This is a genomic window from Spirillospora sp. CA-294931 (assembly GCF_050946795.1).
Lineage (GTDB): Bacteria > Actinomycetota > Actinomycetes > Streptosporangiales > Streptosporangiaceae > Spirillospora.
On record NZ_CP192006.1, the window covers coordinates 5748179 to 5768081 of the forward strand.

Here is a 19903-nt window from a genome sequence, read left to right on the forward strand (position 1 = left end):
TGCGATGATGTGTCTCGTGAACGCGCCTGAGCCCTCCCCCGAGCCGGTCCCGCCCGGCGCCATGCGCGCCTCGGACGCCGACCGCGACCGCGTCGCCGACCTGCTCCGCGAGGCCCTCACGGAGGGCCGCATCTCGCCCGAGGAGCATTCCGAGCGCATCGACGCCGTCTACGCGGCCAAGACCTACGCCGACCTCGCCCCCGTCCTGGCGGACCTCCCCGGCGCCTCCACGCCGGACGGCGAACGCGTCCAGCTGCGCAAGGAGGAACTCCGGGACGATCTGCCCGCACCGGTCGCGCAGTCCACGAACCTGGTGGCGATCATGTCGGGCGCCGAGCGCAAGGGCCGCTGGCTGGTCGAGCCGACGACCACGATCACCTGCCTGATGGGCGGCGTCGAACTGGACTTCCGCCAGGCCGTGCTGTCCCAGCGCGAGGTCACCGTCACCATCACCTGCGTGATGGGCGGCGTCGAGATGACCGTCCCGCGGGGCGTGCGGGTGGTGAACTCGGTCACCTGCGTGATGGGCGGCGTCCAGCTGCCCGAGGACGACGGCGCCTTCGACCTCGACGGCCCCGTCATCCGCCTCACCGGCCTGGCCCTGATGGGCGGCGTCGACGTCAAGCGCGCCGACCCCGGCACCACCCGCGCCGACCGGCGCGAGGCCCGCCGCGCCCTGCACCAGGAGCGCCGCGAGGTGCACCGCCGCTTCCACGACGAGCGCCGCGACCGCCTCCGCGAACTCCGCCAGTCCCGCCGCCGCCACGGCGCCTGACCGCGACGGCGGCCTCACCCACCGACGACCTCGACCCCGCGCGCGATTGCGTTAATGAGCGGGGAAGCAAGCCGAAGGCGAAGCTTCCCCGGCGAGATCGCGAAGCGATGCAGCAATCGCACAATCACGGTCACCGAAGCGAGCCGCCAGGCGAGCGTAGGTGGGCCGGGGTTTCTTTACATGCTGTCAGGCTGGCAGACCAGGCAGGGGGTGCAGCCGCGTGCCTTGGCCTGGGCCCGGGAGAGCGCCTCCAGGTCGTCGGCCTCGTCGCCGATGTCCTCGATGAGGGCGCAGTCGGTGCGGTGGTAGCGCTTGGTGCCGCTGAGGATGCGCACCTGGGGGCCCTCGTCTTCGCCTTCCCCGGCCGTGTCCCCCGGGTCGGACTCCAGCGGGAGCGGGGCGGGGGCGGGCTCGGGGAGCTTGGCCTCGGCGCTGTGGACCTCGGGCTCGGGCTCGGGAGCCGCGAGCGGCTCGGTGGGCTCGGCGGGGAGGTCGGTCACCGTGCGGTCGGCCGGGCGGGGAGCACCCCAGGCCGAGGGCGGCGGAGCCGGGGCCGGGGCGGGCGACTCCTCGGGCGCGACCGAGGGGATGTCGTCGCGGGTCGCGGGCGGCGTCGCGGGAAGCTCGGCGGTCGTGGCCTCGGACCCCTTGCTCAGGCCGACGGGCGCGTGCGGGACGGTCGGCGCGGCCTCGTTCTTGGCGGCGGCCGGGACCGTGACCGCGGCACGCGCGGCGAGCGCGGTGTCGGGCATGCAGGCCGTGCAGGGGCTGAAGCCCTCTTCCTTGGCCTCGGCGTAGGTCAGCTCCTCGACGTCGCGTCCGGCGAGCTGCCGGCAGGTGTCGAGGTGGTAGCGCTTGCGGCCGCGCACGACATGGACGAGAGCCTCGTCGGGGACGTTCACCGGCTGGGCCGGGAGCTCCACCTCGTCGTCGGCGGTCGTGGTCGCGGGGACGGCTTCCTTGCCGCCCTTGCCGCGGTCGGCGGGCGAAGGCGCGCCGGCCTTCTTGCCCTTGTCCTTCTTGCTCTTCTTGGGCTGTGCCGCGGGCACCGCCCTGGCTCCGAAGAGTTCCTTGCGCCGGATGAACACCCCGAGGGCCAGACAGAGGGCCGACACGATGCTCACGCCGATCGAAATGTAGATCACGACCAGCGCGTCAAGGCCGAGCACCTGGGCGCTGTCGCCGTTGCCGGCGACGATCCCCGCCACCAGCAGCGCGATGGCCACCACCACGAGGACGCCACTCAGGATGATCACAGGGTCTCTCCCCCTCTACACGCTGTGCGCCCCAGGCCGTCCAGGCCCGGTTACCCACCGCCGACAGTCCGAAACGCCGCCGGGATGGCGGCGATGCCATCCTCGGCGCGGCGATCGGGAAGACACTATCGCCTGCGGGGCCTCGCTCAGCGCCTCTCGTGCGGCGGGTTGTCGCCGCCGGAGTGGAAGGCGCCGGTCGCCGAGTGCTGAACCTGCTGGACGGGCTGCGCCTCGCCGGGGGGCGGGAAGGGCGCGGGACCGGTGGGGTTGGCGCCGGTGCCGTTGCGGTTGTCGTTGTGCTGGACCGTCGGCTGGGGACCGGTCTGGCCCGCGCCCGCCGGAGCGGTGGGGAACGCGCCGGTCTCGGTGCTGCCGGCCTCGAGGTCGCGCAGCTGGCCTTCGAGGTAGACCTTCAGGCGGCTGCGGTACTCGCGCTCGAAGGCGCGCAGGTTGTCGACCTCGCGCTCGAGCTCCTCGCGCTGCTGCACGAGGGAGCCCATGACCTGGCGGTGCCGCTCCTGGGCGTCGCGGTCGAGGGCCTCGGCGCGCGAGCGGGCCTCGCTGACGATCTGGTCGGCCTGGCGGCGGGCCTTGCCGAGGATCTCCTCGGCCTCCCGGCGCGCGCGGCCGAGGGTCTCGTCGGCCTCGCGGCGGGCGTCGGCGATCGCCTGGTCGGCGGTCTGCTGCGCCAGCGCCAGCACGCGCGCCGCGGTGTCCATGTTGTCCTCGCCCGAGGGGGAGGACATGCTGAGGCCGCCCAGCGCGGGCTCCGGCTCGGGCTGGGGCTGCGGCTCGGGACGGGGCGGCTCGGGGATCTTGGCCACGTCGGGCTTGGGCTCGACGATCGGGGCGGCCATCGCCGGGACCTTGCCGCGCAGGCACTCGGCGAGCTTGGCCCGCAGCTCCTCGTTCTCCTGGATGAGGCGGTCGAGCTCGGCCTCGACCTCGTCGAGGAAGGCGTCCACCTCCTCCTCGTCGTACCCCGGCCTCAGCCTGGTGGTGCTGAACTGCTTGTTCCGCACATCCGCGGGTGTGAGCGGCATGTTCGTCTCCTTGGCGCGCTTGGAGTCTGTCCCAGAGGACGGTATCCGATCAGAGCCCCGACACGAAGATGATCAAGACCGAGACCGTGAGGAAGAGGGCGAGGAAGCTGAGGTCCAGTGCCACCACGTTACCCAGCCGGAGGGGCGGGATGAAACGTCTCAGGAGTTTCAGTGGCGGATCGGTGATGGTGTAGATCACCTCCGCGATCACCAGGAGGACGCCCTTGGGGCGCCACTCGCGGGCGAAACTCTGGAGGAGCTCCAGAATCATCCTCCCGATCAGCAGGAGGAGGAAGAGGTAGAGCACGAAGCTCAGAACATCACCAACGGGACTCACGGGCACTCTCGCATCTGGCTGTCAACTCTGGTTGAAGAACCCTCGCTCGGCCATCCGGGCTTTGTCCTCCGCCGTCACCTCGACGTTGGCGGGCGACAGGAGGAACACCTTGTTCGTAACACGCTCGATGCTCCCATGCAGGCCGAATACGAGACCTGCCGCGAAATCGACCAGACGTTTGGCGTCACTGTCGACCATCTCGGTCAGGTTCATGATCACGGGCGTGCCCTCGCGGAAGTGCTCCCCGATGGTGCGCGCCTCGTTGTAGGTCCTGGGATGCAGCGTAGTGATACGAGCGAGGTCGGTGGTACCGGACTCGTAGAGCGCCACGGAACGTCGTTCGGCGGTGGGCGCGGCGTGATGATCGCGATCGCGGTCCGCGGTCTCTTCGGCTCGGGTAAGCTGACCGCCGGACTCGTCGTCGCGCCGACGACCCTGACCACCCTCGGTCTCGTCGTCGTAGACGCCGTACTCGTCGTCGTAGTACTTGTCGTACTTCTCGTCGTAACGGTCGTCCTCCACAAGGCCGAGGTAGACCGCCATCTTGCGCATCGCGCTGGCCATATGCCCCTCCGTCGTCCTGTGGCCGCGGCACCTGCCGCCTGGGCACCGCCGTCGGACTACTGTCTCAGTGGCCTGCCGTTTTGGCAGGTATCACTGGGGGGACATTACCTGACGATTGCCCGTCTGCCTCCGAGCAACGCCGTACCGACCCGCACGTGTGTCGCGCCACACGCTATGGCCTGCTCCAGGTCACCGCTCATCCCCGCGGACACCATGGTGGCATCGGGGTAGAGGGCCCGCACCTCATTTGCCACCGCCGCGAGCCGCGCGAACGCCTCGGCCGGGTCGTCGCCCAGCGGAGCGACGGCCATCACCCCGCCCAGCGTCAGCCCCTCGGCCGCCGCGATGCGCCCGGCGAGCTCCGGCACCGACGCGGGCGCGGCGCCGCCCCGGCCCTCCTCCTCGTCCAGCGAGACCTGGACCAGGCACCGCAGCGTCCGCCCGGCCCGGACGGCCGCCGCGGACAGGGCGTCGGCCAGGCGCGGACGGTCGACGGACTCGACGACATCGGCGTAGGCGGCCACCGAACGCGCCTTGTTGGTCTGCAACTGCCCGACGAAATGCCAGGACAACGGCAGCCCCTCGCACTCGGCCGCCTTGGGCCGCGCCTCTTGGTCACGGTTCTCGGCCACGTCGGTGAGCCCGAGCTCGGCCAGCAGCCGCACGTCCGAGGCGGGGAACGTCTTGGTCACCGCCACCAGCGCGACCTCGTCCACTCCACGCCCGGCTGCCCGGCAGGCCGCCTCGATCCGCTTGCGGACGTCCGCGAGATTGGCCGCCAGCTCCTCCAGCCGCTCAGCACTCACGCCCGCACCCCCACCCGCGCGAGCATGTGCCCGCCACCTCGTAGCTCGCCTCGCCCCACCGGACGCGAGCTTGCGGCGCCCCCGGGCGACGGGGCCAGGGCCGAACGCGCCGGCCGGCATGCGGCTCCCGGTCCGACCGGACGCGAGCACGCGGCACTCCGGGCGGTCTGGTCGAGGCCCGGCGCGCCGCGGCCTTCGTCGCCGCGCGGTCTGGGCGGCGACCCTCCTCGGCCGGCCGGACGCGAGATCGGGGCGTGGGGTGTGGTCCTGGTCATGGAGTCGGCTTGGGGCGGAGCCAGACGAAGCCGGCGAAGCGGCCCGTGCGGCCGTCGCGGCGGTAGGAGAAGAGGGAGGGGGTTTCGAGAGTGCATCGGGGGTCCTGGTGGACGGAAGTCACGCCCTCGGCGGCGAGCTGGGCGGCGATGCCCGCGCGGATGTCGAGGCCGGGGGTGCCCTGACGGGTGGTGGAGTGGGCGGCGGGGACGACCGCGGCGACCTCGTCGCGCATGGCGGCCGGGACCTCGTAGCACGCGCCGCAGGCAGCGGGGCCGATGGCGGCGGAGATCCGCGCGGGGTCGGCGCCGTGCCCGATCATGGCCTTCACCAGAGCCGGGACGACTCCGGCGGCGGTTCCGGGGCGTCCGGAATGGGCGGCCCCGACGACGCCCGCGACGGGGTCGGCGAGCAGGACGGGGGCGCAGTCGGCGACGAGCACGGCCAAGGCGACGCCCGGCTCGGTGGTGACGATCGCGTCGACATCGGGGAGGGGTTCACCGGGGGCGGTCACATGGGCGACGTCGGCGCCGTGGACCTGGCGCATCCAGACGGTCCGCCCGGGGGCGACGCCGAGCGCCGCGGCGACCCGTCGCCGGTTGGCCAGCACGGCGGCGGCATCGTCGCCGACGGCGCCGCCCAGGTTGAGCTGCTCGTACGGAGCGGCGCTCACGCCTCCGGCCCGGCCGGTGAACGCGGCGCCCACGCCGTCACCCAGGGCGACGCTCGTGATCACTTGAGGAAGTCGGGGACGTCGAGATCGTCGTCCTCGTCGAACACGACCGGGCGGCGGCGCGGTCCGGTGGCGGCCGAGCCGCTCTCGGACTCACCGGCGTGGACGCGGGTCGCGGGGGTCTCGGCGGGACGCGGCGCGGGCGCCTTGGGCGCGGGTTCCGGCTCGGGCTCGGGCTGCGGGGCGGCGGCCTGGGCGACGGGCTCGGGACGCGCGGGCGGCGGCGCCGCCGGAGGCTCCTCGCGGGCGTTGGCGGGGGCCTCGGCGGCGGTCTCGCGCGCGGGCGGCTGCGGCCGCTCGGGCGCGGGACGCTGCGGCGCGGGCGCGGCGGCGGCCTGCGCGACCGACTGGTGCGCGGGCTCGGTGCGCCCGACCCGGCTCGGGATCGGGTTGGCGGGCGCAGCCGGGGGCGCGGGCGGAGGCGGCGTGGGCCGGGGCGGCGGCGGGATGCGCTTGGTCTCTGGTTCTGGGGCCGGCTTTGTGGGACGGCCCTCGTCAAAACCCGCCGCGATCACCGTCACACGGACCTCGTCCCCGAGGGCGTCGTCGATGACCGCGCCGAAGATGATGTTGGCGTCGGGTGCCGCCGCGTTGGAGACCAGCTGCGCGGCCTCGTTGATCTCGAACAGGCCGAGATCGGACCCGCCCGAGATCGACAGCAGCACCCCGTGGGCGCCGTCGATGCTGGCCTCCAGCAGCGGGCTGGAGATCGCCATCTCGGCGGCGGCCACGCTGCGGTCGTCGCCGCGGGCCGAGCCGATGCCCATGAGGGCGGACCCGGCGCCGGACATGACCGACTTCACGTCGGCGAAGTCGAGGTTGATCAGGCCCGGGGTGGTGATCAGGTCGGTGATGCCCTGGACACCGGACAGGAGCACCTGGTCGGCCGCCTTGAAGGCGTCCAGCACGCTGACCTGCCGGTCGGAGATCGACAGCAACCGGTCGTTGGGGATGACGATGAGGGTGTCGACCTCGTCGCGCAGCGTCTCGATGCCGGCCTCGGCCTGCATGGCGCGGCGCTTGCCCTCGAAGCTGAAGGGGCGGGTGACCACGCCGATCGTGAGCGCGCCCAGCGACCGTGCGATGTTGGCCACGACGGGCGCGCCGCCGGTGCCGGTGCCGCCGCCCTCCCCAGCGGTCACGAACACCATGTCCGCGCCCTTGAGGACCTCCTCGATCTCCTCCCGGTGATCTTCGGCCGCCTTGCGCCCGACGTCCGGGTTGGCCCCGGCTCCGAGCCCGCGCGTGAGCTCGCGGCCCACGTCGAGCTTCACGTCGGCGTCACTCATCAGCAGCGCCTGGGCGTCCGTGTTGATCGCAATGAACTCGACGCCCTTGAGTCCCTCCTCGATCATCCGGTTGACGGCGTTGACGCCGCCGCCGCCGATGCCGACGACTTTGATGACCGCGAGGTAGTTCTGCGGTGCTGCCACGACGAGGGGCCTTTCCGCTCGCTCAATCCGACCGGCCGCGCCGGGCTCTCACCCGATGCCGCCGCGATGTTCTGGACCATTGTCTTGCCTATGTACTGCCGGTTCGGGCCGGACGGCGCGCGCCCCAACCCTTTCGGGCCGTTCGGCGCGTGCGCCTTCAAACCCTCTCGGGTCGTTTGGCGCGAGCGCCTCCCAACCCTCACCTTCAACTTGAGGCTTACAGTTATGTCAACCTGAAGGCTGATACGGACAGTAGGGCGGGCTTACCGCCAGGGTCAACTAACCTCGCTCCGAGTGCACCGGCGTGTCGCAGTGAGCACCAGTTGCCCTGGTTAGCGAAGGACATCGCCACATCTGCCGTCACCGACGTCCCTCCTTTCCCGCCCTTGACCCGGACCGCCCGGCGCGGGCCCGGTCCGTCCAGCGTGCCCCATCCGGCGGCCGGAATCCCCGCGACACACGCACCGAGGCGGACCTGGCCCCCCGATCGGCTCTCACTGGGTCATGGCCACGTCGGGAGAGCTGACGTCGATGGTCCGCACCGCGCGCCCGGCGGCCGACTTGCGCAGGGCGTCGACCAGCCTGATCTTCTCGTCCGCGCGCTCCGGCGCGCCCCAGACGACGGTCAGCTCGCCGGAGAGCCGCAGCGTCACCGCCTCGGGCCCGGCCGCCTCGACGCCGGTCACCCGCCGTCCCAGCCGGTCGGGCAGGGCGCCGACCACCTTCAGCGCCGCCAGCGTCGCCGGATCGGACGGCCCGGGCGCCGCCGCCGTCAGCACCGGCAGCCGCGGCGGCCGCGCCGGGGTGTCGGTCGCCGCGACCCCGAACCTGTCGAGCTGGTAGAACCGGCCCGCGCGCTCGACGGCCACCAGTGGCACCCGCTCGCGGACCACGATCCGCACGGTCGCGGGCCACCGGCGCTCGACCTTGGCCGACTCGACCTCGCGCAGCTTCTCCACCCGGTCGCGCACCGAGCCGGTGCCGAGCCGCACCATCGGGAGTCCGAGCCTGATGCCCGCCGCCGCCACGATCCGGTCGCGCGGCGCCAGTTGCGTCCCGGTGACCTCGACCTGCCGGACGACCAGCAGCCGCGAGCCGAGCAGCACCCAGGTGGTCGCGCCCAGCACGCCCACCACGAGAAGGGTGACGAACGCCACCTTCCACCGGTTGGCGCCGCGTCCCGTTTTCGGGGAAGGGCCGTTCTCGTCCGATGCCGTGTCCTCCGCGTCCCGCCCGGGCTCGCCGACCGTCCGCCGGTCCGTTCGCGCCTCGGTCATGACACCACCATGGCACCGATCCCGCGCGAACCGCGTCCCCCACGCCCGGCGACGCCCGAATGAACGTCCGATAGCGCCGCCGGACCCTCAGGAGCCGGCGGACAGGCTCTCAAGGATCATGGGGCCGAGCCGGGTGACGTCGCCCGCGCCCAGGGTGATGACCACGTCGCCCGGACGCGCCAGCGCCGCGACCGCCGCGACGACGTCGTCCCACACCGGGACGTAGACGGTCTCGACCCCGCCGGGCACGGCGTCGGCGATCAGCGCGCCGGTGACGCCGGGTTCGGGGTCTTCGCGCGCCCCGTAAACGTCGAGGACCACCGCGACGTCGGCCAGGGCCAGCGCCTGGCCGAACTCGGCGGCGAAGAAGCGGGTGCGGCTGTACAGGTGCGGCTGGAACACCGCGACGATGCGGCCCTCGCGGGTCTGGTCGAGGTAGTCGCGGGTGGCCGACAGGTCGGCGGTGACCTCGGTCGGGTGGTGGGCGTAGCTGTCGAAGACCTCGACACCGGCCGCCGTGCCCTTGGGCTCCAGGCGGCGCATCGCCCCGCGGAAGGCGGTCAGCCCCTCGCGGACCGCGCCGAGATCGCAGTCCAGCGCCCGGGCGACGGCGACCACGGCCGCCGCGTTCAGCGCGTTGTGGCGTCCGGGCACGCTGAGCGCGACCTCGCCCACGCCCTCGATCTCGAACCGGGAGCCCAGGCCACGCGGGGTGAACCCGGTGACGCGCAGATCGGCGCCCGGAGCCTCGCCATAGGTAAGGACGTTCAGGCCGCGCTCGCGCGCGCGCTCGGCCAGCTCCATCGCGACCGGGTCGTCGGCCCCGGCGACCAGCGTCCCGCCGGGCTCGACCCGGTCGACGAACAGGGCGAAGTTCTCCTTCACCTTCTCGAAGCCGCCGTAGTTGTCGAGGTGGTCGGCCTCGACATTGGTGATCACCGCGATGTGCGGCGAGTACATCAGGAACGATCCGTCGCTCTCGTCGGCCTCGGCGACGAAGACGTCGCCCTTGCCCTCGTCGGCGCCCAGGCCGGTGGTGACCAGCTGGCCGCCGATGCAGTACGAGGGGTCGGCGCCCGCGTGCTGGAGCGCCACGGTCAGCATCGAGGTCGTCGTCGTCTTGCCGTGGGTGCCCGCGACGGCCACCGCGCGGCGGCCCACCATCAGCGAGGCCAGCGCGGCCGAGCGGTGCAGGACCCGCAGCCCCCGCTCGCGCGCCGCGACCAGCTCGGGGTTGCCCTCGCGGATCGCGGTGGACACCACGACGGTGTCGGCGCCGCCGAGATGGTCGGCGGAGTGCCCGACGAAGACCTTGGCGCCCAGGCCGGCGAGCTGCTCCAGCAGCTCGGAGTCGCGGGCGTCGCTGCCGGAGACGGCGATGCCGCGGCCCAGCATGATGCGGGCGATGCCGGACATGCCGGCGCCGCCGATCGCGATGAAGTGGACGCCGCCCAGCTCGCCGGCCGAGACGACCTCTTCGGGTCTGATCAGGCTCATCGGTCGCTCGCTGTCCCCTCGTTCCCCATCGTGCCCGCGCCGCGCCTGGCTCAGCGCTGGTGAGCGCGGACCACGTCGTACACCATCTGCGCCAGCGTGACGTCGGCGTCCCTGCGTCCCATCCGTCCGGCCGCCTCGGACATCTGCGCGACGCGGCCGGGGTCGCCCAGCACCGGGATCAGGTTCTGCGCGATCCACTCCGGGGCCAGCTCGGCGTCGTCGACCAGCAGGCCCCCGCCCGCCGCGACGATCGGCTCGGCGTTGAGGCGCTGCTCCCCGTTGCCGATCGGGAGCGGGACGTACACCGCCGGAAGCGCCACCGCCGCCAGCTCGGCGCAGGTCATCGCCCCCGCCCGGCACATGGCCATGTCAGCCGCGGCGTAGGCCAGGTCCATGCGGTCACAGTACGGGATCGTCACGTACTGCGGCCCGTCGGCGGGCTCGGGCTCCTCGGTGTTCTTGGGCCCGACGATGTGCAGCACCTGGATGCCCGCCTGGCGGAACGCGGGGGCCGCGGCCACGGCCGCCCGGTTGAGCGAGCGCGCGCCCTGCGAGCCGCCGAAGATCAGCAGGGTGGGCAGGTCGGGCAGCAGCCCGAAGTAGGAGCGGGCCTTGTCGCCCATCGCCAGCCTGTCGAGGGAGGCGATCTCGCGGCGCAGGGGGATGCCGACGAACTTGGCGTTGGGCAGCGGCGAGTCGGTGTGGGAGACCGCGACGTGCTCGGTGAAGCGGGCGCCGAGCTTGTTGGCCAGCCCCGGCTTGGGGTTGGCCTCGTGGACGATGATCGGGACCTTGCGCTTGCGCGCCGCCAGGTAGCCGGGCGTGGCGACATAGCCGCCGAAGCCGACCAGGACGTCCGCCTGCGCCTGGTCGAGCACGCCGGCCGCCGCGTTGATCGCCCCGCGCAGCCGGCCGGGGACGGTCAGCAGCTGCGGGGTGAGCGTGCGCGGCAACGGCACCGGCGGGATCAGCGCGAGCTCGTAGCCCCGGGCCGGGACCAGGCGGGTCTCCAGGCCCCGCTCGGTGCCCAGGCAGGTGATCCCCACGTTGGGATCGGTGCGCCGCAGTGCGTCGGCGAGGGCAAGCGCGGGCTCGATGTGTCCGGCGGTGCCGCCGCCGGCCAGGACAACCCTCATGCTCGGTGACATCTCCTCAGCGTGTTCGTCGTGGGGGGTCCCCCGCGGAGGTCTCCCCTCGGGGGCATCCCGTGCGGGGATTCTCAGCGCCGTGCCAGGCCCAGCCAGCTTAGGGCCCTTGGGACCGGTCCGGGACCCCGTGCGGCCAGCGCCTGTCTTGCCCCCGGTTCCCGTTTCGCGAACGCCAGGAGCATTCCGAGCGCCAGCAAGGTCGGGATCAGGGCGGAACCACCATAGGAGACAAGTGGCAGCGGGATACCCGTGATGGGGAACACACCGATCACGGCACCGATGTTCACCACCGCCTGCACCACGAGCCACGCGGTCGTCCCGGCGGCGGCGAGGCGGGTGAAGGGGTCCTTGACCCGGCGGGCGATGCGCAGGCCCGCGTAGGCGAGCAGGCCGAACAGGCTCAGCACCACCAGCGTCCCGACCAGGCCGAACTCCTCGCCCACGATCGCGAAGATGAAGTCGGTCTCGGCGTGCGGGAGGAAGTCCCACTTGGCCCTCCCCTCCCCCAGGCCCGTGCCGACCCACCCCCCGGTGGCGATCGCGTAGAGCCCCTGGGTGCCCTGGTAGTTCTTGCCGAGCTCGTTGCCGGACGGGTCGAGGAAGCCGGTCAGCCGGTCCATCCGGTACGGCTCGACGACGATCAGGATCGACACCACCAGGCAGACCAGCCCGAGGATGCCGATGAACAGCCGCGCGGGCGCCCCCACCACCCAAAGCAGGGCCAGGAAGATCGTCAGCAGCACGAGCGTGGTGCCCAGGTCGTTGCCCAGCATGACCAGCAGCACCAGCAGGCCCGCGCCGGGCATCAGCGGGACGAGCAGCGGCCGCCACTCGGTGAGCTGGCCCAGGCGCTCCTTGCGCGCCAGCATGTCGGCCCCCCAGAGCACCAGGCCGAGCTTGGCCGGTTCGGACGGTTGGATCTGGAACGGGCCAAGGTTGATCCACCGCGTGGCGCCGCCCGCGCTGTGCCCGAGCCCGGGGACCAGCACCATCACCAGCGCGACGATCGACAGCAGCAGCAGCGGGTAGGCCAGCGTCCGGAACGCCTTGACCGGCATCCGCGCCCCGAGCCACATCCCGGGCAGCCCGATCGCGATCCACATGGCCTGCTTCTGGAACAGCGTGTAGGCCGAGCCGGTCCGCTGCAACTGGGTCACGCTGGACGCCGACAGCACCATCGTCAGCCCCAGCGCCAGCAGCATCACCGAACAGCCCAGAACCAGGTAGTACGAGGTCAGCGGCCGGTCCAGCAGCCCCACGGCCGCCGCCACCTGCTGCCGCGCCCCACCGCGCCCCTCATCCTCTTCGACCGAAGTCGCGCTCATGACCTCGCCTCCGCTCGACGGCTCACCGCCGTCTACCTCGATTCGGCGAGGCGGCGGACGGCGGCGATGAAGGCGTCGCCGCGGGCCGGGTAGTCGGCGAACATGTCGAAGGAGGCTCCTACGGGGGCCAGGAGAACGGTGTCGCCCGGGCGGGCCAGGGAGGAGGCTTGCATCACGACGCGGTCCATCGCCCCAGTGTCGGTGTCGGGGACGTCGACAACGGGCACATCGGGCGCGTGTCGCGCGAGTGCCGCCGCGATTCGTTCCCGGTCGCGGCCCAGCAGGACGACGCCGCGCAGTCGTCCGGCACAGGTTTTCACCAGGTCGTCGACGTCCAGGCCCTTGAGCAGGCCCCCGGCGATCCACACGATCGGGTCGTAGGCGGCCAGGGAGGCCGCCGCGGCGTGCGGCTGGGTGGCCTTGGAGTCGTTGATGTAGGCGACGCCGGCGACGTCGGCGACGTGCTGGATGCGGTGCGGGTCGGGGACGAACGAGCGCAGGCCCGCGCGGACGGCCTCGGGCGGCACGCCGAACGAGCGCGCCAGCGCCGCCGCCGCCAGCGCGTTGGCCACGTTGTGGGGCGCGAAGGGACGCACGTCGCCCAGGCTCGCCAGCTCGGCGGCCTCGCGCGTGGGGTCGGCGGTGAAGGCGCGGTCGACCAGCAGCTCCTCGACCACGCCGAGCTGCCCGGGCGCCGGGACGTCGAGCGTGAAGCCCGCGCGGCGCTCGCAGCGCTCGGCGAGCGTGCGGGAGGTGAGGTCGCAGACGTTGTAGACCGCCAGCGTCCCCGGGGCGAAGATCTTGGCCTTGGCCGCGACGTAGGCGTCCATGGAACCGTGCCAGTCGAGGTGGTCGGGCGCCACGTTCAGCACGGCGGCGGCCCGCGGGACGACCGAGGACGACCAGTGCAGCTGGTAGCTCGACAGCTCCACGGCCAGCACGTCGTGCTTCTCCAGGACGGCCTCGACGATCGGGGTGCCGACGTTGCCGACCGCCAGGGCGTCGTGCCCGGCGGCGGTGAGCATCCCGGCCAGCATCCGCACGACCGTGGTCTTGCCGTCGGTGCCGGTGATCGCCAGCCAGGGCGCGGCCCCGGCCGGACGCAGCCGCCAGGCCAGTTCGACCTCGCCGACGACCTCGATGCCCGCGGCGGCGGCCGTGACGAGCAGCGGCGCGTCCGGGCGCCAGCCGGGCGAGGTCACGACCAGGCCGGTGCCCGGGGGGAGGGTGTCGCCGTCGCCGAGCCGGACCGTGACGCCGAGCGCCTCCAGTTCGGCGGCGTGCCCGCGCCAGGCGTCGTCGTCGCGGGCGTCGACGGCGGTGACGCGCGCGCCGCGCGCGGCCAGGACGCGCGCGGCCGCCCGTCCGGACACGCCGAGGCCCGCCACGCAGACGGGCAGCCCCTCCCAGGCGGTCACTTCTTGGGCATCCATTCCAGGTAGAACAGGCCGAGGCCGACGGCGGTGCACAGCGCCGACATCAGCCAGAACCGGACGACGATCGTGGTCTCGGCCCAGCCGGACAGCTCGAAGTGGTGCTGGAGCGGCGCCATCTTGAACACGCGCTTGCGCCCCTTGGTGATCTTGAAGCTGCCCACCTGGATGATCACCGAGAGGGTGATCATCACGATCAGCCCGCAGAGGATGGCCAGCAGGAACTGGGTCTTGGTGAGGATCGCCAGGCCGACCAGCACGCCGCCCAGCGCGAGCGAGCCGGTGTCGCCCATGAAGATCTTGGCGGGAGGGGCGTTCCACCACAGGAAGCCGAACACGCCGCCGAGCACCGCCGCCGCGACGACGGCGAGGTCGAGGGGGTCGCGGACGCTGTAGCAGCCCTGGGCCAGGCCGTTGTCGAAGCAGCTGTTGCGCAGCTGCCAGTTCCCGATGATCACGTAGGCGGCCAGCACCATGGCGCACGGACCGGCGGCCAGGCCGTCGAGACCGTCGGTGAGGTTCACGCCGTTGGACATCGCCGCGATCAGGATCAGCGCCCACCCGACGAACAGGTACGGGCCGATCGTCGGGCCGAAGTCGCGCAGGAACGACAGGCTCGGGTAGGCGGGGGTGACCTGGTACCCGTTGGGGAAGTTCAGCGACGCGACCGCGAACACCACGCCGACCATGATGATGCCGATCATCTTGGCGCCGCTGCGCAGGCCCAGGCTGCGCTGCTTGAACACCTTGATGTAGTCGTCGACGAACCCGACCAGGCCGAGGCCGGTCATCAGGAACAGCACCAGCACGCCCGACACGGTCGGGACGGTGGCGGTGAGCAGGTGCGCCGCGCCGTAGCCCACGAGCGAGCCGATGATGAACACCGTCCCGCCCATGGTGGGGGTGCCGCGCTTGGTGAGGTGCGCCTCGGGGCCCTCGTCGCGGATCATCTGGCCGTAGCCGAGCCGGTTGACGATGCGGATCCACACCGGCGTGCCGACCATGCCGAAGACCATGGCGATGCCGGCCGCGATGATGATGTTGGTCATGCCGGCTCGCCCCCCGCACCCTCGGCGTCGCCCGAGGACGGCTCCCGCAGGAGCTCCTCGGCGGCGCGTTCGAGCCCGACCACGCGAGAGGCCTTCACCAGCACGACGTCCCGCGGCCTCAGCCGCTCCCTGAGCACGGTCACGGCCGCGCCGACGTCATCCACCTGTACGCACTCTCCCGTCCAAGAACCCACCTGCCCGGCCCCTTCGGCCATGGCGGCCGCGCCGCGGCCGACCACGACGAGGCCGGCGATCCCGCTCCGCGCGACATGCTGTCCGATCTTGGCATGTTCCGTGGCGGAAGACGCACCCAGCTCGCGCATCTCGCCCAGCACCGCGAAGGCGCGCGGGGCCCGGCCCGCCGCCGCCCGTCCGCGGGTCATGTGGGCGAGGGTGTCGATGGCGGCCCGCATCGACTCGGGGTTGGCGTTGTAGGCGTCGTTGACGACGGTGACGCCGTCGGCGCGCTCACGCACCTCCATGCGCCACCGGCTGGCCTGCCCGGCCTCCGAGAGCCCCGCGGCGATCTCGGCGGCGTCCATGCCCAGCTCGCGGCCGACGGCCGCCGCCGCCAGCGCGTTGGAGACCGCGTGCGCGCCGTGCAGGCGCAGCGACACCGGCGCCGTGCCCTCGGGCGTGACCAGCGAGAACCGGGCGCGGCCGGCCTCGTCCAGCCATTCGTCCTCGGCCCGGACGGTGGCCTCGGGCACCCGGCCGAACAGCACGATCTTGGCCGGGGTGCGGGCCGCCATCGCGCGCACCATGGGGTCGTCGGCGTTCAGGACCGCCGTGCCGGACGCCGGCAGCGCCTCGACCAGCTCGCCCTTGGCACGCGCCACCATCTCGCGGCTGCCGAACTCGCCGATGTGCGCGCTGCCCACGTTGAGCACCACGCCCACGCGCGGCGGCGCGATGCGGGTGAGGTAGGCGATGTGACCGACGCCACGCGCCCCGAGCTCCACCACGAGCCTGCGGGTCTCCTCGCCGGCGCGCAGGACGGTCAGCGGCAGGCCGATCTCGTTGTTGAACGATCCGGCCGTGGCGACCGTGGGCCCGGAGCGCCGCAGCACCTGGGCGACGAGGTCCTTGGTCGAGGTCTTGCCGGCCGAGCCGGTGATCCCGACGACGGCGGTGTCGGGAAGCCGGGCCAGGACGCCGCGCGCCAGCAGCCCCAGGGCCTCCTGGACGTCGTCGACGAGGACCGTGGGGCCGCCGGAGGGCCGCTCGGCCAGTACGGCCGCGGCACCGGCCGCCAGCGCGGCGTCGGCGTAGTCGTGCCCGTCGACGTTCTCGCCCCGGAAGGCGGCGAACAGCCCGCCGGGCCGCACCGCTCGGGAGTCGATGACCACCGGGCCGCTCACCATCGTGCCTGGGGCCGCCCCGTGGAGGGTCCCCTTGGTGAGCTCCGCGACCGTCGACAGCGGAAGTGGGATCACGCCTGCGTCCCGTCCCCTCTCACACCGGCGTCGCCTCCGGCGGACCGCTCCCTGGCGGGGGCGGCGCCGGTTCGGCGCAGAGCGTCCCGGACGACCTGGCGGTCGTCGAACGGGAACGTCTCGCCGGCGACCTTCTGTCCCTGCTCGTGTCCCTTGCCCGCGACGACCACGACGTCACCGCGCCGGGCCCGGCCGACGGCCAGCTCGATCGCGGCGGCGCGGTCGGGTTCGACCACGATGTGCGCGCGGTGCGGCTGCGGCACCTTGCGCCCGCCCTCGACCATAGCGGCGAGGATCGCCAGCGGATCCTCCGACCTCGGGTTGTCGTTGGTGAAGTACGCCGTGTCGGCCAGCCGGGCCGCCGCCTCGCCCATGAGCGGGCGCTTGCCCCGGTCGCGGTCGCCGCCGCAGCCGAGCACGACCGTCAGGCGTCCCTCGGTGACCGGGCGCAGGGCGGTCAGCACCGCCTCGACGGCGCCGGGCTTGTGCGAGTAGTCGACGAGGGTGACGAAGTCCTGCCCTTCGTCGACGCGTTCGAGGCGCCCGGGGACGCCGGTGAGCGACGCCACGCCCCGCACCGCCGTGGGCAGCGCGATGCCCGCCTCCACCAGCGCCACGATCGCCGACAGGGCGTTGGCGACGTTGAAGGGCCCGGCCAGCGCGACGGAGGCGTCGGCCTCGATGCCGCCGGGGCCGACCACGCGGAAGATGCTGCCGTCGGCGCCGATCCGGACGTCCTCGGCCCGCCAGTCGGCCGCCGGGTCGCCGGTGGCCGAGAACGTGGTCGTCGGGACGGTCGCGACCTCCAGCAGCTCGCGGCCGTAGTGGTCGTCGAGGTTGACGACGCCGACGCGGGAGTACTCGGGGGTGAACAGCCGGGCCTTGGCGGCGAAGTAGTCGGCCATCGTCGGGTGGTAGTCGAGATGGTCCTGCGAGAGGTTGGTGAAGATCGCCACGTCGTAGTGGGCGCCGCCGACGCGGCCCTGCTCCAGGGCGTGGCTGGAGACCTCCATCGCGGCGGCGCCGACGCCGCGCTCGCGCATCATCGCGAACAGCGCGTGCAGGTCGGTGGACTCGGGCGTGGTCAGCTCGCTGGGGACGCGCCGGTCGCCGACCCTGATCTCCACGGTGCCGACCACCCCGGTCTCGATCCCCGCCGCGCGCAGCCCGGCCTCCAGGAGGTAGACGCAGGTGGTCTTGCCGCTGGTCCCGGTGACCCCGATGATCGTCAGGTCGCGTGCGGGGTCGCCGTAGATCCACGCGGACGCCTGGCCGAGCCGGGCCTTGACGTCGTCGATCACCAGGACCGGGACGCCCGCCTCCAGGGCCGCCTCGCGTCCCGCCGGATCGGTCATGATCGCCGTGGCGCCCGCGCGGGCCGCCTGGACGGAGAACTGGGCGCCGTGGGCGCGCGTGCCGGGCAGGGCGGCGTACAGGTCGCCGGGGAGGACCGCCCGCGAGTCGTGGGTGACGCCGGTCACCGATCCGGTGACGCCGCCCGCGTCGGCGCCGAGCAACCGGGCCAGACCCGAGAGTTGTCGGGCCGGGTTGGTCGTCGGGCGCATGGCGTTTCTTTCGGTGCGGGCCTGGGAGGCCGGTTGGGGCGCGGAAGCAGAGCTCACGGCGAGAGAGAGTACTCGCTGTGCTCAGTCGCGGGCGTAGATCTTGACGATCGGCGGTTTGCTGCCCGTCGGAGGGATCTTGCGGGTCTGCAGGGCGAAGCTCATCACGTCCTTGAAGACCGGGGCGGCCGCGTCGCCACCATAGTGGCTCCCCTTCTTGGGGTCCTGGAGGACGACCTGGACGACCAGCTGGGGGTCGTCGGCCGGGGCGAACCCGGTGAACGAGGCGGTGAAGCCGCCGCCCTGGTAGCAGCCGCAGCTCGGGTTGACGATCTCGGCGGTGCCGGTCTTGCCCGCCACCCGGTAGCCCGGGATCTTCGCCTTGGGCGCGGTGCCCTCCTTGGAGGTCACCCCCTCCAGCATGTCGCGGATCTGACGTGCGGTCTCGGCGCTGACCACGCGCTGCTGCCGGGGCGCGGGCGCCGCCGAGAACGCGTCGTTCTCACCGGTGGTGCCCGCGATCAGGTTCGGGGTCACCCGGACGCCACCGTTGGCGATCGTGGCATAGACGCTGGCCATCTGCAGGGCGTTCACCGAGACGGTCTGGCCGAACGCGATCGGGTAGCGGTCGGTGCCCGACCACTGGGACGGGGGCTTGAGCTGCCCGGCCGTCTCGGCGGGCAGGCCGACGCCGGTCCTGGTGCCGAACCCGAACTGGCGCAGGAAGTCGTAGAGCGTCTGGGGCGGGATCCGCTCGCTCGCCATGATCGTGCCGACGTTGCTGGAGGTGGCCAGCACTCCCGCGAACGTCAGGTGCTGGGTGGGGTGGTGGTGCGAGTCGTTGAACGTCCGGTCGTATTTCTTGATCTTGTCGGGGACGATGAACGGCGTGTCGGGGCGCACCCCGCCCTTCTCCATCACCGCGGCGGCCGTGACGACCTTGCCGGTGCTGCCCGGCTCGTACGCCTCCTGGACGATGGGGTTGCCCCACCGCGCCTGGCCCGCCTTGCCGTAGTTGTTGGGGTCGTACCCGGGGGACGAGGCCATCGCCAGCAACTGGCCGTTGCGCGGGTCCATGACCACCACGCTGCCGCTGCGGGCGCCGGTCGCCCTGACCTGGTGCTCGATCGCCTGCTGCGCCTTGTGCTGCACGTCGCGCAGCAGCGTGAGCCGCAGCCCGCGTCCCGGGACCGAGGGCTGCTTCTGGTCTTCGCCCATCGGGATGTGCTGGCCTTCGGGGCTGATCTCGACGCGCTGCCAGCCGTTGCGCCCGGCCAGCAGCTTGTTCTGGGAGTGTTCGAGGCCCGCCCCGCCCTCGCCCGTGGCGTTGACGAACCCGATCACGCCCGCGGCCAGCGAGTCGTTGGGATACATGCGCTTGTACTCGGGCAGGACGCCGATGCCCAGGAACTTCTGCGCGGTCACCAGCCGGGCCTGGTCGGGCCGGACGCCGCGCGCCAGGTACTCGAAGCGGCTGCCCGTCCTGCTGATGACCTTCATGACATGGGCCGGGTCGAGCCCGAGCATCGGCGAGAGGGCGTTGACGATCTGCTGCCGCTTCTCCGGCTTGATCACGAAGGGGTCGGCGAAGACGCCGCGCGCCTCGATCGTCATGGCCAGGAACTTGCCCTGCGCGTCGGTGATGTCGCCCCGCACGGCGGGCAGGTCGATCTTGCGCAGGCGCTGGGTCATCGCCCGCTCGGTGTAGGTGCCCGACTCGATCGTCTGGAGCTGGACCAGCCGCCCCGCGAACAGCGACAGCACGAACGCCACGACCAGCAGCCCCACGTTGAGCCGCTTGATCGGGTCACGGCGCCGGAACGGCGCGCGCGTGCGCTTGGGCGGTCGGCGGCCGGGCCCGCCCGGCCCGCCGGAACGCGGCCGCCCGCCAGGCGGCCTGCCCTTGGCGGTGCCCGGCGGCGGCTTGGCCGCGGCCGTCCGCTGCGGCGGCACCGT

The 19903-nt window shown here is 72.9% G+C and carries 17 protein-coding genes; 1 reads left to right on the forward strand and 16 read right to left on the reverse strand.

The genetic code is table 11. The features are described from left to right. The first annotated feature begins 7 nt into the window (after window positions 1-7). Entirely contained in the window at window positions 8-775 is a 768-nt protein-coding gene (locus ACQPY4_RS26025) for a DUF1707 SHOCT-like domain-containing protein (protein ID WP_433339028.1), read from the forward strand. Window positions 776-951: 176 nt separating this feature from the next. Here the strand turns inward: ACQPY4_RS26025 and ACQPY4_RS26030 are convergent, their stop codons facing one another. The 16 genes from ACQPY4_RS26030 to ACQPY4_RS26105 form a co-directional block, all read right to left on the reverse strand. Then, a complete protein-coding gene (locus tag ACQPY4_RS26030) occupies window positions 952-2031 on the reverse strand; it encodes a hypothetical protein (RefSeq protein ID WP_433324992.1) in 1080 nt (359 codons plus the stop codon). 146 nt (window positions 2032-2177) lie between these two features. After that, entirely contained in the window at window positions 2178-3074 is an 897-nt protein-coding gene (locus tag ACQPY4_RS26035) for a DivIVA domain-containing protein (protein ID WP_433324994.1), read from the reverse strand. A 49-nt stretch (window positions 3075-3123) separates the two neighbouring features. Further along, a complete protein-coding gene (locus ACQPY4_RS26040) occupies window positions 3124-3411 on the reverse strand; it encodes a YggT family protein (protein WP_433339030.1) in 288 nt (95 codons plus the stop codon). Between the two features lie 21 nt (window positions 3412-3432). Further along, on the reverse strand, window positions 3433-3975 hold the full coding sequence (locus ACQPY4_RS26045) for a cell division protein SepF (protein WP_433324996.1): 543 nt from the start codon (window positions 3973-3975) through the stop codon (window positions 3433-3435). Window positions 3976-4079: 104 nt separating this feature from the next. Next, window positions 4080-4781 carry a YggS family pyridoxal phosphate-dependent enzyme gene (locus ACQPY4_RS26050; RefSeq protein ID WP_433324998.1) on the reverse strand — a complete coding sequence of 234 codons (702 nt, stop codon included), beginning with the start codon at window positions 4779-4781 and terminating at the stop codon, window positions 4080-4082. 271 nt (window positions 4782-5052) lie between these two features. After that, window positions 5053-5790, reverse strand: coding sequence for a peptidoglycan editing factor PgeF (gene pgeF, locus ACQPY4_RS26055; protein ID WP_433325000.1), 738 nt, complete (start codon window positions 5788-5790; stop codon window positions 5053-5055). Beyond that, window positions 5787-7220: a cell division protein FtsZ gene (gene ftsZ / locus ACQPY4_RS26060; protein WP_433325002.1), complete on the reverse strand. Its 1434-nt coding sequence runs from the start codon at window positions 7218-7220 to the stop codon at window positions 5787-5789. The genes pgeF and ftsZ overlap by 4 nt, the downstream gene beginning before the upstream one ends. Before the next feature lie 494 nt (window positions 7221-7714). Beyond that, window positions 7715-8497 carry a cell division protein FtsQ/DivIB gene (locus ACQPY4_RS26065; RefSeq protein ID WP_433325004.1) on the reverse strand — a complete coding sequence of 261 codons (783 nt, stop codon included), beginning with the start codon at window positions 8495-8497 and terminating at the stop codon, window positions 7715-7717. 87 nt (window positions 8498-8584) lie between these two features. Beyond that, window positions 8585-9994, reverse strand: coding sequence for a UDP-N-acetylmuramate--L-alanine ligase (gene murC / locus ACQPY4_RS26070; protein WP_433325006.1), 1410 nt, complete (start codon window positions 9992-9994; stop codon window positions 8585-8587). 50 nt (window positions 9995-10044) lie between these two features. Then, the gene (gene murG / locus ACQPY4_RS26075; RefSeq protein ID WP_433325008.1) at window positions 10045-11130 is read right to left on the reverse strand and encodes an undecaprenyldiphospho-muramoylpentapeptide beta-N-acetylglucosaminyltransferase; all 1086 of its coding nucleotides are present in this window, start codon (window positions 11128-11130) and stop codon (window positions 10045-10047) included. Between the two features lie 83 nt (window positions 11131-11213). Next, window positions 11214-12467: a putative lipid II flippase FtsW gene (gene ftsW / locus ACQPY4_RS26080; protein ID WP_433325010.1), complete on the reverse strand. Its 1254-nt coding sequence runs from the start codon at window positions 12465-12467 to the stop codon at window positions 11214-11216. Window positions 12468-12499: 32 nt separating this feature from the next. After that, complete coding sequence (gene murD, locus ACQPY4_RS26085; protein ID WP_433325012.1) at window positions 12500-13900, reverse strand: UDP-N-acetylmuramoyl-L-alanine--D-glutamate ligase; 1401 nt, start codon at window positions 13898-13900, stop codon at window positions 12500-12502. After that, window positions 13882-14949 (reverse strand): phospho-N-acetylmuramoyl-pentapeptide-transferase, encoded by a 1068-nt coding sequence (gene mraY / locus ACQPY4_RS26090; RefSeq protein WP_433325014.1) that lies wholly within the window; start codon window positions 14947-14949, stop codon window positions 13882-13884. Before mraY ends, murD begins: the two co-directional genes overlap by 19 nt. Beyond that, window positions 14946-16385 (reverse strand): UDP-N-acetylmuramoyl-tripeptide--D-alanyl-D-alanine ligase, encoded by a 1440-nt coding sequence (locus ACQPY4_RS26095; RefSeq protein ID WP_433325016.1) that lies wholly within the window; start codon window positions 16383-16385, stop codon window positions 14946-14948. The genes mraY and ACQPY4_RS26095 overlap by 4 nt, the downstream gene beginning before the upstream one ends. After that, window positions 16382-17950 carry a UDP-N-acetylmuramoyl-L-alanyl-D-glutamate--2,6-diaminopimelate ligase gene (locus tag ACQPY4_RS26100; RefSeq protein ID WP_433325018.1) on the reverse strand — a complete coding sequence of 523 codons (1569 nt, stop codon included), beginning with the start codon at window positions 17948-17950 and terminating at the stop codon, window positions 16382-16384. The genes ACQPY4_RS26095 and ACQPY4_RS26100 overlap by 4 nt, the downstream gene beginning before the upstream one ends. Before the next feature lie 81 nt (window positions 17951-18031). Beyond that, window positions 18032-19900 (reverse strand): peptidoglycan D,D-transpeptidase FtsI family protein, encoded by a 1869-nt coding sequence (locus ACQPY4_RS26105; RefSeq protein ID WP_433325020.1) that lies wholly within the window; start codon window positions 19898-19900, stop codon window positions 18032-18034. Window positions 19901-19903: the final 3 nt, after the last annotated feature.

Bases quoted from the DNA above. Each gene is read 5' to 3' on its own strand.
- murG (WP_433325008.1), bottom strand. From the start codon at position 11,130: ATGAGGGTTGTCCTGGCCGGCGGCGGCACCGCCGGACACATCGAGCCC.
- murC (WP_433325006.1), bottom strand. From the start codon at position 9,994: ATGAGCCTGATCAGACCCGAAGAGGTCGTCTCGGCCGGCGAGCTGGGC.
- ftsW (WP_433325010.1), bottom strand. From the start codon at position 12,467: ATGAGCGCGACTTCGGTCGAAGAGGATGAGGGGCGCGGTGGGGCGCGG.
- mraY (WP_433325014.1), bottom strand. From the start codon at position 14,949: ATGACCAACATCATCATCGCGGCCGGCATCGCCATGGTCTTCGGCATG.
- ACQPY4_RS26100 (WP_433325018.1), bottom strand. From the start codon at position 17,950: ATGCGCCCGACGACCAACCCGGCCCGACAACTCTCGGGTCTGGCCCGG.
- ACQPY4_RS26035 (WP_433324994.1), bottom strand. From the start codon at position 3,074: ATGCCGCTCACACCCGCGGATGTGCGGAACAAGCAGTTCAGCACCACC.
- murD (WP_433325012.1), bottom strand. From the start codon at position 13,900: ATGGATGCCCAAGAAGTGACCGCCTGGGAGGGGCTGCCCGTCTGCGTG.
- ACQPY4_RS26065 (WP_433325004.1), bottom strand. From the start codon at position 8,497: ATGACCGAGGCGCGAACGGACCGGCGGACGGTCGGCGAGCCCGGGCGG.
- ACQPY4_RS26025 (WP_433339028.1), top strand. From the start codon at position 8: ATGTGTCTCGTGAACGCGCCTGAGCCCTCCCCCGAGCCGGTCCCGCCC.
- ACQPY4_RS26045 (WP_433324996.1), bottom strand. From the start codon at position 3,975: ATGGCCAGCGCGATGCGCAAGATGGCGGTCTACCTCGGCCTTGTGGAG.